Below are 14,089 nucleotides of genomic sequence, written 5' to 3' on the forward strand. Positions count from 1 at the left end.
TTTGACTTAGAGCCAAAAAAAGACGAGCCACTCGTAAAATGAGCGACTCGTCAAGATTTGTCTTATTTTTTAGCATTAGCTGTTTCTTGAATATAGTCATGATAAAGTTCCAGTTCATGCGGACTGAATTTTGCTGTGATCAAGGTGCCTTCATTAAGGTAATCCGTTTTCAAAACTTGTGAATTTTGCAAAATACCTTCAGTGATCTTTTGATCTTTATAAGGAATTAATAATGAAACCTCTTGATAATTGGCAAAAAGCTTAATCTTTATCAACTCGACTAATTTAGCGATTGATTTCTTATCGATGGCTGAGTAAAAGATATTGTCACCTTCGATAGTGGGGAAACGTTGACCCGGTTTTAAATCAGCTTTGTTAAAGGCATAGATCATGGGTTTACCTTTAACGCCAACTTCATTCAAGGTCTTTTCAGTCACCTTGAGCATGTTGCGCCAGTGCTCATCGGAAACGTCGATCACTTGGATCAACAAGTCGGCAGCAGCGGCCTCTTTTAAGGTCGTCTTGAAGGATTCGATCAAGTTGTGCGGCAACTTACTGACGAAGCCGACGGTATCTGAGAGTAGGAAACTAGTATTATCCTCGAGATCGATTTTTCTGACACTAGTATCTAAAGTTGCGAAGAGCATATTTTTCTCAAAGACTTTCCGGTCGTTAGAATCGTCTTTATTGATATTCAATAACCCATTCATGGTCGTTGATTTACCGGCGTTAGTGTAGCCGACCAATGATACGAGTGGTAATGATGTGTTGTTGCGACGCCGACTTTGAACGTCGATGGTCTTATCGACTGCCTTTAGTTGATTCTTCAAATAGTCGATCCGTTTGCGGATGACACGACGGTCGAGTTCGAGTTTGGTTTCACCGGCACCACGGTTAGCAAGTCCGCCAGAAGCTGATTGCTGATCGAGTGGGTTACCTGATGGATGGATCCGTGGTAGTTGATATTGCAGTTTGGCAATCTCAACTTGAAGTTTAGCTTGCTTGGTATGCGCTCGATTGGAGAATACTTGCAAGATCAATTCGGTCCGATCCATGAAAGATAACTTGGTGCTTTTCTCGAGGTTCCTAATTTGTGATGGTGTCAATTCATCGTTTAAGACGATGGTTGAAACGTCATCAGCATTAGCAATCTCAGCGATTTCGGTCACTTTCCCGGCTCCAAAGTAAGTTGAACCGTTGATCGAATCGGCTTTTTGCGTGATCACATCAGCTACTTCCATGTTGTTAGCAATGACTAATGAACTTAGTTCATCCATTGTGTAGTCGAAGTCTGGTTGTAGGTGACTAACACCAGCAACGATCACGCGTTCTTTATTATTATTTAAGTCTTTCAAATTTACCTCCTGGTAGCACTAAATACCCCAGGGTAATTTAATGCCATTAAGTTATTTGTATGCTTGATGGTTTAAAGCAACTAAACGCATGACAATCAAATCCCTTCCTATGAACTTGTAACAATGATAACACGATTAATATTACTAATATAGTAGAAAGGAATCGAATACATTCAAAAAATACAAACGTTTTTAAAAAAAGTTGTGGTTATCATCACTGAAATATAAATAATTAATTCCTAGCATTACATGATATTATGTAACCTATAAGTTAAACTTAAGTTTAAGTATAGGTGGAGGGATAATTAGTGTCATTTTTAAAAAAAGGTAAGCAAAAAATATTTGTGATGATTTTTGCCACTTTACTCGCGGGGATTTTTATAGGGGCAGTGGTCAAACATTCAGGTGGTAAAGCTGATCATCTAAAGCAGGAGCAAACAACCAAGAAACAAGAGAAATTATTTTTGAAGTTAGATAAATCTGAAGCAACGCTCAATGATGATTCTGAGGTTGATATCGATATTTCTACTAATAAGGGGAACAAAATCTTTATTTATGAAGATGGCACCAAAAAGCCAATCTTTAAGGAAACAGCTGACAGTCGAACATCGACTTTGAATTTTTATGATGATGGAGAATATAAAATCGTTGTTCAGAGAAAAAATCAAAAAATTAGCAAAAAATTGATTATCAAAGATAATAAAGATGAGAAATCGGATGAAGACTCTGATGATAATTCGGAAGAGGATTCAGACGATTCCGAGGACTCTGAAGATTCAGAAGAAACCGATGATGCTAGTTCAACGTCAGATACAACTGAAGATGAGACTTCAGAACCTGAACCTTCAACGCCAACACCGGCACCTGAACCAACAAAACCTACGCCATCGATGGAACAAAGCAACGCTTTGGCAAAAGCTGGGAGTTATTCTCGACATTTGCACCTTTCAAAGAGTGGAATCTACAAGCAGCTGACTTCTCCTTATGGAGAGAAGTTCAGTGCCGAAGCTGGTCAATACGCTGTTGATAATTTAGTTGCTAACTATAATGAAAATGCCTTGGAATCTGCCCGTAGTTATCAAAGGCATTTACATCTATCAACAGGGAGATTGTTCGAACAGTTAACGTCTGAGTATGGATCTGGTTTCACAGCTGATGAAGCTAACTATGCAATCAGTCATTTATAATATCAATTCAAAAGGGCCCTCGAAGAGGACCCTTTTTTAGTCCCATGGAAACTTCAGGGACATATGCTGATTCAATTTAACTTGTTCTTTGAGTTTTTCACTACGTTCGATCTTGCGCTGTTTATAACCGGAGCAAACGTACTTTTCTTCATCAGTTACGGGGATGATTTCTGGCAATTTGATTGATCTGTCGGTGACGACGAAGGTTGAAAAACAGGTCAAGCCGAGAAATCTTTCGCCAGTTTTTAAATGTTCACCGATGATTTTAGTGAAGACTTCGATTGAGGTACTGCCAACTCCGGTGACGTAAGATTCAACACAACGAGAATCTTGCAAGACGAAGGGATGCATGAAATTCACTTGATCGACTGAAGCAGTGACAGTTTCGATCCGAGCTGCTCGAGAAGCAGCGATCGAGGAATTATTATCGATGGCCGATAAGATCTGGCCACCGAAGACAGTATCGTGTTCGTTCAAGTCGGAAGCAAAAACCCGATGATTAGTAATTGAAAGAGTATCTTTACATTTAATTGATTTCAAAAGCACACCTCGAAAATAATTAGCTAAGAAATGGAGCAATCTTGCTGGATATTGACTGAATTATATCATATAAGAAAATTTTTTCTTGCCTAAATATGTAAGCGTTTTGTTTGAGCACTCATGATGAATATTATATTATCTGTGCGAGGAGAGACCTGAAATAAAATGATTTAATAATTATTCGAGTAAGTATTGTTATGTTGCACTTTTGGAGGCATGAGCATGAGAAATAAAGGACTCCATCTCAACATGACTAATAAAGTTGTTGCTTTATTATCTTTGGGTTTATTTTCTCTATTATCTTCGATGTCGGGTTCAAGTACTAATCTTGCTTTGCCCAGCATCTCATATGATTTACATATTTCAAATCTTCAATCCACTTGGGTCGTTCAAGTCGCTATGATCGTCGCCTCCATAACCTTCGTGCTCTTCGGGTATTTTGGCGATATCTTATCGAAGAATTTTGTTTTTATCGTTGGTGGGTTCGTCTTTATACTGGGATCATTGATAACTGGTGCAGCATTAGGTTTTTTGATGATCATTTTAGGTCGGATCTTTCAAGCAATTGGATTTTCGATGATCATGGCAAATTCACTTGGGATCGTTAGTGAAGAGTTCGACGACAACAGCCGTGGACAAGCTTTAGCAACCGTCTCGATGTTCACCACAGTCGGACAGATCGCTGGGCCTGCCATTGGTGGGATGATCATTTCAGTTTCATCCTGGCGCTGGATTTATTTGATCAACGTGCCACTATGTTGCATTGTAATGATCTTTAGTTTGAAATCACTCAAATTTCCACACTACACTTTACCGAAATTAATGAAGTCCCTGAAAGGATTCAATTGTATCGGTGAAATAATTTTCGCCGCAGGGATCTCGATATTGTTTTTAAGTGGATTATATTTCCAGCACGGTGTTCACGGTATTTGGAAAGGCTTGATCTTGGTGATCCTTGGTTCAGCTATTTCCATCGCAGCCTTTTTCCAGGATCAACATGCTAAGCAAGCCTTGATCCCAATCAGATTAGTACGTAACGTAAAATATTTAATGTCGATATTCATCTTGCTGTTGGTCATGCTAGTCAATGCGATGACTAATATTTTATTGCCATTTTATTTACAAAGTTTCAACGGGATGTCACCGTTTTATAGCGGTCTGATCATGATGGGGCAATCGCTGGCAATGCTTGCCACGACACCTATCGCCGGATATTTGGCCGACCACAAAGATCGCATGAAATTGACCATCGTTGGTCTGCTGATATTATTGCTTTCACAAATTGGCTATGCACTTTATCCAGCCAAAGTAAATCTAGTACTGATCATGGTGCCGGTACTCTTAAACGGCATCGGGATCGCTGTTTTCCTATCACCGAACCTAGCTATCACAATGGGTTCAGTTGATAAAAAGGTCTTAGGTGTAGCCGGATCGATCAATTCGTTTGCCCGGACACTTGGTGCAACCGTCGGGATCAGCATGACGTCAGCCTTGTTGTTCTCACAATTGCTACACGTTGCACACATCACACCTAACACCGGCATGGCATTTATGCATGCATTTTCCAATACACTTTGGATCGGCGTTTTAGTTAACGTTTTGGCAGTTATCGTAGTTATTGCCAGAAAATTTATTACTCCGAAAACTGCTAAATAATCGAGAATTTGTAATATTGAGAGGACTATATCAAAAGTCATTTGAGCTTCACTTCTAGTTTTGGGTTTAATTGGAAATGGAGAAATAAAAATGAACGCTTTACCGAGCCTTTTCGTGACTGAAATGTCGCGGATTCAATTCGCCGTAACAGTTATTACTCATTTTTTGCTCGTTGCCACTTCAATCGGGATGATGCTCGTCACAGTTATTTTCGAAATGATGTATGCCTTTGGTGGTGATAAGAACGAAAAATATGGCCGCTTAGCATTGTTTTTTGGCCGGATATTCTTCTTTAGTTTCGCAACTGGTGTCCTAACTGGGATAGTTATGGAACTCCAGTTTGGACTAAACTGGTCATCATATTCTAAATTCTTTGGTGACATCATTGGTGTGCCACTAGTAATTGAAAGTATGTTGGCCTTCTTTGTTGAATCAAACCTCATTGGATTATGGCGTTTCACATGGGGGAAAATGAATAAGAAATGGCATGCATTTATTGGTCTAGCTTTATTGATCTCGTCGATGTTCTCAATCGTTTGGATCATTTCCATCAATGCTTTCATGCAGAATCCTTACGGATATCACATGGAAGGGCAACATGCCCGTTTGAATAGTTTTATCGACCTATTTGAAAATCCTCAGTATCCTAATGAGTTTGGTCATGTCTTTATTGGTATTTTGATCGTCAGTGGTTTCGTGACTGCTGGTATCTCTGCTTGGCAGATCTTGCACAAGCGCGATCCAGAGATCTTCAAGAGAGCATTGCAAATTGGTTTGTTAGTAGCTGTTCCAGTAGCTTTCTCACAACAATTGCTAGCTGACAATCAGATCCAAGCAACTATGGCGGTTCAACCGATGAAATTCGCTGCGGTTGAAGGACAATACGATAATGCCGGAAGTAAGACCACTGGTGTTCCTTGGTACGCTTTTGCAACGATCAATGAACAAAAGAAAACTATCAAAGGTTTAGCTATACCTGATCTAGGAAGCTACTTCGGTAGTGGTCAATTTACGGGTAAGGCTGTTGGTATGAAAACTATTGCCAAGGCTTATCATACAAAGTTTGATAAGACAGTAGCCAAATCCTACAAAGGACACATGAGCTATTATCCACCAGTCACATTGATGTTTATTGCAATGCGCTGGATGGTTTATGCCGGATTCTTCTTCACGATCTTCGGTGTTTTGGCAATGCTGATGATGATGAGGAAAAAGAAAGACATTGCCGAACATCGCAAGACCTTGATAACTTTAGGTATTGCGATGTGTTTCCCATATATTACTATCACAGCCGGCTGGATCGTTGCTGAAGTAGGTCGTTTCCCATTCGTTGTTTACGGACTATTTACACAATTTGACGCTGTTTCACCAACTGTCACCGCCGCCAGTGTCACGATGTCTCTGACGATATTCACTATCATGGATGCACTCTTGTTGTATACGATGGTATACATCAGTCACAGATACATGAAGAAAGGTGTTCCTGATATCAATGGAGAATATCCAGAGTTAGAGCCACACCTAGATCCCTTCGATAGGAGGGTCTTTAAAGATGCTTAAATTAACGAATTTACAATTTGCCTTACTATTACTAGTTTGGCTAGAGTTAACCACCTTTATCGTTATGGATGGAGTCGATTTCGGAACCGGGATCGCCACTATCTTCAATCATGAAAAAGACTACAAAGATCAATTGATCCGCTCGATCGGAGCCGTCTGGAGTGGGCGTGAAGCCTGGATGATCGTCGGTTTTGCTCTGATTTTTGCCGCTTTTCCTGGCTGGTATTCCGCCATTTTTTCCGGATTTTATCCAGTTTTCATTATCTTGATCGTCGCCTTGACCATGCGCGGACTGTCATTTGAGTACATTGATAAATGGCAACATGATAAATTCAACATCATGTGGAGATGGATCTTCTTTCTTGGCAATATCGTTCCGCCATTCATCTTCGGGGTCGTTTTCAGCTTGTTCAATAGCGGTTTGCCCATTGGTCAAAATGGTTTGTTGGCTTTCAAGCTTTCGACCATCTTCAATCCTTTTGCCTTGATGACTGGTATCATGTTTATTCTCTTTGCCTTACAAACTTCAATGATAAGAGAATCAGCTTTTATGACTGAAAAATATCAAGGTAAAATCACTGATTATCAAAAGAAACTTAATGCCATCGTTCCAATAGCATTTGTCATCGAGATCATCATCTATTTAGTTGTTGGTCAAGGATTGAAATTACATCCAATCATCACAGTGGCATTATTATTGTTGTCATTGCTACTTTTAATAGCAATCAGATTTGATGAAAAATTCAAAAAGCTACACTATCCAATGATCATCATTAGCATGGCAGCCTTCGTCATCTCATTTTTCTGGAGTATTTTCCCGAACGTCATTATGAGTACCGAAGGATTTAACTTGAATGCTCAAAATACTGCGAGTGCAAGAGAATCACAACTTTGGGCCGCTTGGCTAGTAGCCTTGATGCTTTTCTTGATCATCTTTGTTCAAGGAATCACTCACTATATTTTCCGCAAGAAATATCAAGTCAAGGATAGCGATATTAATTATTAGGAGGTACCACTAATGATTCGCAAAATTCTGACTAATGCGATGTGGACTATTTTAGTATTGGCACCATTTATGGTTCTCTTTACTTGGGACCATTTCTTCACTCCAATTATTGGTGCACATGCAAAATGGATTCCACCTATCATTAGTATAGTAGTCTTGATCGTTGGTCTACGGGCCTTTATCAAAGGATACGGCGTCGTTGAACCAATCAAGCAAGAAGTTAAAAAAGATAAATAACCAGCAAAAAAGACGATATTCATTTCGAATACCGTCTTTTGTTTGTTCAAGACTAAATAGTATTATTTTTACGTTGCATCTTGGCAATGATTGGCAAAATAACACCGATGGCGACCATGATCAATGGTTCGATGATGTTTAGAGCTAGTACGTGATACCAGGTCTTAGTTCCCGAGACTTCATCAACTGGTAAGATACCCATCGTTGCGGCCACAAAGGTGACTAAGAAACACCAAGCGCCGACCATGACGGCCAGTTTTTGATTCTTGATATAAGTAAAGTCGGATGGGAATTTGTCTGGATGGAGCCGAACTAAAATAAAGGAACTGAAGACGAAACAAGTAACGTATGGTGACACGATACCATTAAGGTTTAGTAACTGGTTAAAAATCGAATTCATGTTTGGAAGTGTGGCACTCAAGACCATGATCAAAGTACAGATCCCAGTCGTGAGCCAGTAACCGTTGATCGGCAAGCCACGGGAATCGGTTTTCGTCAGACGTTTTGGCAAATATGCTTTGGCAGTGTCGGACAAGAACATCCGGGTGCTGGCGTCGATCAAAACGGCTAGCTGAGCCATCATGTAAATTGCTTGGGTGATGGCGAATAAATATAGGAAGAAATGACCCATACCGAAGTCGTTACCCATGGCTTGAAAGGCGTAGTAAGAACCGTTCATCTTCAAATCGTGTGGCAAGTGGTGGGCATTGAAGAAAACGCCCAATGAGAACGAGCCGAAGACGGTCAAAAATCCGGTCATAATAGCTAACATCCACATGGCCTTTGGAAAGTCACGTTTACCATTTTTCATTTCGGTAACGTAAGGAGAAGCTAATTCAGCTCCGTTCATGGCGAAAATCACTAGCCCGAAAGTTGACAGATAATGGAGGTCAAACTTCGGGATAAAGGAGCTGGCTGTAAATGGTGATGTGTGCGGCGCATTACCTTGTCCTAAGTAGACAATCGTCATGACCGCATAAAGGACGGTAACGACGAACATGGCGCCACCGCCAATGATCGATAACCACTGTAGCGAGTTCTTCAAATGATGTTGAATAAAAATAAAGAGCGTAAAAATAACCGCTGTCAGTAAGGCAAACATACTGTTTGTCATCGTATCTGACATTTTATTGTTTCCATTGATCAACCAACCAAAGGAGATCAACATTGAATTGGCCACGTCGACGATATAAGGAAGACCAGCGACCCAATAAGTCCAGGCACAAATATATCCCCAGACGTTTCCGCCGGTACCACGGACCCAAGAAGTCATTCCACCCCCTTCGTGACTGAAGGTTGACCCCAAATGGCCAACCATCATTTCATAAGGAACAACGAATAAGAATAGCATAATGATCCAAGTGAAGACGATACCTAGTCCTTGGTTTTGGAAGTTATAAATAATATCATCAAAACCAATAACGGTAACGAAGTCCATCAAGGCAACAACAGGCCAGCTAATATACGATTTTTTCGAATCGAGTTCTGGCAAATTTTTCCCCAAAATAAACACCCCTATATTTAAGATTTTAGGACAACTCTAATATTATATCTTAAATTGTTAATCTAAATAGTTGATAAATCAATTATTATCTGAATATTTCGGTTATTTATGACGCAAAAAAAGCAGTATCCTGAGATACTGCTTTTTCTATTGCTATTGTAGAAGTTATTCTTCTAATTCTGGTTCGTTCTTGCGTTGTAGTTTGGCGATAATCGGTAAAGCGGCACCAATAGCGACCATGATCAATGGCTCGATGATGTTCAAAGCTAAGACATGGTACCAAGTGCTGGTGCCATAACTGACATCTAACGGCAAGATACCCATGGTTGCGGCGGCAAATGATAATAGGAAACACCAAGAGCCGACAGCCACGGCGAGTTTATTGTTTTAGATGTAGACATATTGCGATTGATATTTATCTGGATGCAATCTGACTAATACGAAGGAACTGAAGACGAAACAGATCACATATGGTGAAACGATGCCGTTTAAATTTAGTAATTGATTGAAGATAGTGTTCATATTTGGCAAGGTTGCGCTGAGCACCATGATCAAAGTACAAATTCCAGTGGTCAACCAGTAGCCATTGATCGGCAAGCCGTGCTCATCGACTTTGGTCAATTGCTTTGGCAAATATGCCTTAGTCGTATCAGATAGGAACATTCTTGTTCCGGCGTCGATCAGGACTGCTAGTTGAGCCATCATGTAGATGGCCTGGGTGATGGAAAAGATGTAAAGGAATAGTTTGCCAATTCCAAATTCATTACCCATAGCGAGAAAGGCATAATAGGAACCATTCATTTTCAAATCGTGTGGTAGGTGATGAGCATTGAAGAAAACGCCTAAAGAGAATGAACCGAAGACGGTCAAGAATCCGGTCATAATAGCTAACATCCACATAGCTTTAGGGAAATCTTTTTTGCCATTTTTCATCTTAGTTACGTACGGCGAGACCATTTCGGCCCCACTCATGGCGAAGATAACTAGACCTAGGGTTGAGAAGTAATGAAAATCAAACTTAGGAATGAAGGCTTTGAAAGTAAATGGTTGAGTCTGCGGAGCTTTGCCTTGTCCGAGATAGTAGATGGTCATGATAACGTATAAGATCGTCACAATGAACATGGCACTTCCACCGATGATCGATAACCACTGTAAGGAATTTTTTAGATGGTGTTGGATGAAAATAAAAATGGTGAAGATGACCGAAGAGAGTAGAGCGAACATGCTGTTTGACATCAAATTCGACATCTTTCCACTGCCATTTACGATCCAACCAAAGGAAATCAAAGTCGAATTGGCCACATCAACGAGTAAGGAAGACCAGCGACCCAGTATGTCCAGGCACAGATGTATCCCCAAAAATCGCCACCGGTACTACGGACCCAAGTGGTCAATCCGCCGCCATCTTCATGAAAGGTCGAACCCAAATGTCCGACCATCAATTCATAGGGAAGTACAAAAACGATCATAAGTACGATCCAAGTGAAGACAATGGCGAGTCCTTGATTTTGGAAGTTATAAATAATGTCTTCAAAGCCGATAACTGTTACAAAATCCATTAAAGCAACAGTTGGCCAGCTGATAAAAGACTTCTTTGAGGTGAGTTTTGGCATCTTATCATTCAAGATAAACACCCCCATCCATAATTTTTTAAGAAACTAAGTGTGGAGAAATTATTTTCGCTCAGCAGTCGGCAAGTACATGCCTGAAGAGTACAGAGCGTCAACAAAACCAGGGATGGTATTATGGCGACCCCAGTCACGCTGCAGTTCACAAAGTACTTGATTGAAAGTAGTTAAAGTAACACCAGCTTGTTGCATTCGTTGCAAGGCCATTTCGTGGGCCAATTTTGAAGTAACCCCCAAAGTATCGACCAACACGAAAACTTGAAAATCTGAATTTAATGCATCCAAACTAGCAAAACTAACGCTAGATTCAGTCCAGAGACCACTAATGAGCAATTTTTTTCGATGATTCTTTTCGATCGCCTGCTTAACATCTCGATCTTCGAAAGGATTGATTGAGGTTCGATCAAATGACTTCCAATCTGGAAGAAGATTTTTTATCGGTGGGATAGTGTCCTTTGCTAATCCGATGCCGATATTCAAAGTCGTCAAAACGATCGGGATCTGAAAATATTTGAAGGCCTTAGTGGCCAAGGTCGCTCGTTTGACCAATTGTGAACGGTCGCCAGAATTGACGGTATTTATTTGAACAGCTTGATAATCGATCAGTAGCAATTGGCAATTATCAGGCGTTATTAAATTATCAAAAAGAGTGTTTCTTTTTGTTTCTGAAGTCATGCTGATCCTCCCTTTGACTCTATTTACATTAATGGTATCCCTGATAATAAATATGTTTATATCATATTTGGTAAAAAATTTTATCTTACAAAAATGTAAGTCCTTGTAATATGAATCGAACGACTATTTTGTGCCGAAATTTTAAGATAGATACATCAGATGGAGGTACACAAATGCAAAAAATAGTTGATGTAAAAAATATTGAAAAAGTATACGGCGGAGCTGATGAAAAACAATTTAAAGCTTTGTCGAATGTCAATTTTGAAGTCCAACCAGGGGAATTCGTCGGCATCATGGGGGCTTCAGGTTCTGGTAAGACGACCTTGTTAAATATTTTATCGACACTTGATACACCCACTAATGGCGTTGTCAACATAGCCGGGGAAGATATTACCAAACTAAAAAATAATGAGATGGCTGATTTTCGAGCAAATGAGATCGGCTTTATTTTTCAAGATTTCAATTTGCTGGAAAATTTAACGGCTTACGAAAATATCGCTTTACCACTGGCTTTACAAAACAAGTCAGTTAAGAAGATCAAGCCAAATGTGATGAGTATTGCTGAAAAGTTAGGGTTATCGGAAATCATGAACCACTATCCAACTGAATTGTCTGGTGGTCAAAAACAACGGGTGGCAGCAGCTCGAGCTTTGGTCCATTATCCAAAGATTATTTTTGGTGATGAACCGACAGGTGCTTTAGATTCCAAGAGTGCTCGGACCTTGATGGAGACGATGTCGAAGGTCAATCAAGAAGATAATGTCTCGATCTTATTGGTGACACACGATCCATTTTCAGCCAGCTTTTGTGACCGTATTTTGTTCATCAAAGATGGTGAGATCGGCCAAGAATTGAAGAATCCTAATCATTCACGGGGCGAATTTTATCAAGAAATTTTAGATTCATTAGGAACTTTTGCGGAATAGGGAGGAACTCAAATGTTAAATAAATTAGCCTTAGGTGGTATCAAGCATCGTTTCCGAGATTACAGTGTGCTGTTTTCTGGATTGATGATTGCTTCAGCTATCTTTTATATGTTCATGACGATGGCCATGAATACAAAATTTTTGGAAGCTAATTCACCTGCCGCCGCAACAGTTTTTATCTTTGGTTTTGGGGCAGTTTTATTAGCAATCATCACAGTAGTTTATATCGGTTATGCCAATAAATTTTTGATGAGCATGCGCGAAAAAGAGTACGGCATGTTCATGATGCTCGGTTCGAAGAGTAGCAAAATCTCCAAGATGATCTTCATCGAGACTTTTGCTATTGGTGCCATTGCTTCGATTATCGGGATGGCCGTTGGAATCGTCGCAACTAGTTTTGTCGGGGATGCTTTGATGAAGAGCATGGATATCCCAGCAAAAAATTTCAATAGCTTTTATTTGCCAGCATTAATTGCTACGATGATTTTCTTTTTAGTGATCTTTATTTTATCGGCTTTACGTAACTCAATATCCATCCGCATGACTAAAGTCCTAAACTTATTGCATAAAGAAAGTCAGCCGACCCGTATCAAGAGAAATACTGCTTGGACAGTGATCCAATCTATTTTGGGAATAATTTTCTTAGGTATTGGTTACGTGACTATGGTCAGATTTGGCAACAGTCCCGCTTTGATTTATATCGGTGTGCCGATTGCCTTAGTGACAATTGTTTTGGGAACTTATTTTGTGATCAATTCTTTGACGACGACAGTTATTAATTTCTTGAAGAAGCGTCCGGGCGTTGCCCAAAAGGGGATCAATAATTTTACTTTATCCCAATTGAACTTCCGAATCGGCGATTATACGAAGATCCTATCCATGGTCTCGATCATGTTTGCTTTAGCATTGGGTGCCATCACGGTAGGACTTGGTTTTCATCAACAAATCAGTACGATCGTTAATGGTCAACAATACTATGACGCTAATATCGTTAATATGAATGACCAAGAACGTGATCAAGTTGATAAACTGACTGGTAAGAAACTCAATGAATATACTTATAAGAGTGATGCTAAAAATGATTATTTCCGCTTGAGTGATTTTAAGGATCAACCGATCACTTATAACCATTTCAACTACAGTTCTAACAATATCCTTTCGAAGACTAAAACGACTTCGAATCCTAAAAATGAAGAGGTCCAGTATTATTTGCAGGGTTCGATGCTGGGCAAAGATCGGATGAAAAAATTACAGTTCGTCAGTGATGCTGAATATGCTCAGATCAAATCTGAACCTAGTAAGTTGACATTTGTTAAGACTGATTCGTTCTAGAAGAATTTGCCAACGATCAGGTCGATCTCCGAGATGCAGTTGAAACGTTATCCAGAACTTAAGATGGGTTCGGGTGATAAATATCAACAATATCAAACTATCAATGGTTTCTTCTCCGGACTGGAATTCATGGGCTTTTTCCTAGGAATCGCCTTTTTAGCAATGTTAGCTAGCTGCTTGATGTTCAAGATCCTTTCTGGTGCTGCAGGAGACGTGAAACGTTACCAAATGTTGCATAAGATTGGTACACGCCAAAGGGCTTTACGTCAGTCGATCAATAAAGAAATTGCTGTACTGTTCACGGTGCCAGCAGTTATCGGGATCGTTCACGTTTTAGTCGGGGTCCAGATGTTCAAAGCACTGTTGGTTCAGCCATATGCGTATATCGAGATACCGTTCTTGATTTTCTTGGTCCTATATTTAGGCTATTATTTCTTGACGCGTTATTTATACAAAAAAATCGTTTTGAAGTAGAAAGTAGAA

Annotated in this window: 12 protein-coding genes and 1 pseudogene; 8 read left to right on the forward strand and 5 right to left on the reverse strand. The window is 39.9% G+C overall.

What is annotated here, in order from left to right; all coding sequences use genetic code 11:
• Window positions 1-62: 62 nt before the first annotated feature.
• Window positions 63-1,355, reverse strand: coding sequence for a GTPase HflX (hflX, locus tag FC27_RS05905; RefSeq protein WP_010624735.1), 1,293 nt, complete (start codon window positions 1,353-1,355; stop codon window positions 63-65).
• Window positions 1,356-1,663: 308 nt separating this feature from the next.
• Between hflX and FC27_RS11925 the strand changes: the two genes are divergently transcribed.
• Window positions 1,664-2,542, forward strand: coding sequence for an Ltp family lipoprotein (locus tag FC27_RS11925; RefSeq protein ID WP_010624734.1), 879 nt, complete (start codon window positions 1,664-1,666; stop codon window positions 2,540-2,542).
• 36 nt (window positions 2,543-2,578) lie between these two features.
• On the opposite strand, the gene FC27_RS05915 is transcribed toward FC27_RS11925, so the two are convergent.
• A complete protein-coding gene (locus FC27_RS05915) occupies window positions 2,579-3,082 on the reverse strand; it encodes an acyl-CoA thioesterase (protein WP_010624733.1) in 504 nt (167 codons plus the stop codon).
• Between the two features lie 222 nt (window positions 3,083-3,304).
• Between FC27_RS05915 and FC27_RS05920 the strand changes: the two genes are divergently transcribed.
• From FC27_RS05920 to FC27_RS05935, 4 genes are all read left to right on the forward strand, one after another.
• Window positions 3,305-4,738, forward strand: coding sequence for an MFS transporter (locus tag FC27_RS05920; RefSeq protein ID WP_010624732.1), 1,434 nt, complete (start codon window positions 3,305-3,307; stop codon window positions 4,736-4,738).
• Between the two features lie 90 nt (window positions 4,739-4,828).
• The gene (locus tag FC27_RS05925) at window positions 4,829-6,298 is read left to right on the forward strand and encodes a cytochrome ubiquinol oxidase subunit I (RefSeq protein WP_010624731.1); all 1,470 of its coding nucleotides are present in this window, start codon (window positions 4,829-4,831) and stop codon (window positions 6,296-6,298) included.
• Window positions 6,291-7,304, forward strand: a complete 1,014-nt coding sequence (gene cydB, locus FC27_RS05930) for a cytochrome d ubiquinol oxidase subunit II (protein ID WP_010624730.1) — start codon at window positions 6,291-6,293, stop codon at window positions 7,302-7,304. Before FC27_RS05925 ends, cydB begins: the two co-directional genes overlap by 8 nt.
• A 12-nt stretch (window positions 7,305-7,316) precedes the next feature.
• Window positions 7,317-7,541 carry a hypothetical protein gene (locus FC27_RS05935; protein WP_010624729.1) on the forward strand — a complete coding sequence of 75 codons (225 nt, stop codon included), beginning with the start codon at window positions 7,317-7,319 and terminating at the stop codon, window positions 7,539-7,541.
• Between the two features lie 52 nt (window positions 7,542-7,593).
• Here FC27_RS05935 and FC27_RS05940 read toward each other — a convergent pair whose 3' ends face one another.
• The 3 genes and pseudogenes from FC27_RS05940 to FC27_RS05950 form a co-directional block, all read right to left on the reverse strand.
• The gene (locus tag FC27_RS05940) at window positions 7,594-8,979 is read right to left on the reverse strand and encodes an APC family permease (protein WP_050901063.1); all 1,386 of its coding nucleotides are present in this window, start codon (window positions 8,977-8,979) and stop codon (window positions 7,594-7,596) included.
• Between the two features lie 231 nt (window positions 8,980-9,210).
• Window positions 9,211-10,658, reverse strand: a pseudogene (locus FC27_RS05945) (APC family permease).
• 60 nt (window positions 10,659-10,718) lie between these two features.
• Entirely contained in the window at window positions 10,719-11,348 is a 630-nt protein-coding gene (locus FC27_RS05950) for an isochorismatase family protein (RefSeq protein WP_010624727.1), read from the reverse strand.
• Between the two features lie 173 nt (window positions 11,349-11,521).
• Between FC27_RS05950 and FC27_RS05955 the strand changes: the two genes are divergently transcribed.
• The 3 genes from FC27_RS05955 to FC27_RS12020 are packed head-to-tail and all read left to right on the forward strand — an operon-like array spanning window position 11,522 to window position 14,080.
• Window positions 11,522-12,274, forward strand: coding sequence for an ABC transporter ATP-binding protein (locus FC27_RS05955; protein ID WP_010624726.1), 753 nt, complete (start codon window positions 11,522-11,524; stop codon window positions 12,272-12,274).
• Window positions 12,275-12,286: 12 nt separating this feature from the next.
• Entirely contained in the window at window positions 12,287-13,606 is a 1,320-nt protein-coding gene (locus FC27_RS05960) for an FtsX-like permease family protein (RefSeq protein ID WP_010624725.1), read from the forward strand.
• A 6-nt stretch (window positions 13,607-13,612) separates the two neighbouring features.
• The gene (locus tag FC27_RS12020) at window positions 13,613-14,080 is read left to right on the forward strand and encodes a peptide ABC transporter permease (protein ID WP_235807880.1); all 468 of its coding nucleotides are present in this window, start codon (window positions 13,613-13,615) and stop codon (window positions 14,078-14,080) included.
• Window positions 14,081-14,089 lie beyond the last annotated feature (9 nt).

It is taken from the genome of Companilactobacillus versmoldensis DSM 14857 = KCTC 3814, assembly GCF_001434295.1.
Classification (GTDB): domain Bacteria; phylum Bacillota; class Bacilli; order Lactobacillales; family Lactobacillaceae; genus Companilactobacillus; species Companilactobacillus versmoldensis.

Coding starts and splice junctions, on each gene's coding strand:
- FC27_RS05940 (WP_050901063.1), bottom strand. CDS start 8,979: ATGGACTTCGTTACCGTTATTGGTTTTGATGATATTATTTATAACTTC.
- FC27_RS05935 (WP_010624729.1), top strand. CDS start 7,317: ATGATTCGCAAAATTCTGACTAATGCGATGTGGACTATTTTAGTATTG.
- FC27_RS05960 (WP_010624725.1), top strand. CDS start 12,287: ATGTTAAATAAATTAGCCTTAGGTGGTATCAAGCATCGTTTCCGAGAT.
- cydB (WP_010624730.1), top strand. CDS start 6,291: ATGCTTAAATTAACGAATTTACAATTTGCCTTACTATTACTAGTTTGG.
- FC27_RS05950 (WP_010624727.1), bottom strand. CDS start 11,348: ATGACTTCAGAAACAAAAAGAAACACTCTTTTTGATAATTTAATAACG.
- FC27_RS05955 (WP_010624726.1), top strand. CDS start 11,522: ATGCAAAAAATAGTTGATGTAAAAAATATTGAAAAAGTATACGGCGGA.
- FC27_RS05925 (WP_010624731.1), top strand. CDS start 4,829: ATGAACGCTTTACCGAGCCTTTTCGTGACTGAAATGTCGCGGATTCAA.
- FC27_RS05920 (WP_010624732.1), top strand. CDS start 3,305: ATGAGAAATAAAGGACTCCATCTCAACATGACTAATAAAGTTGTTGCT.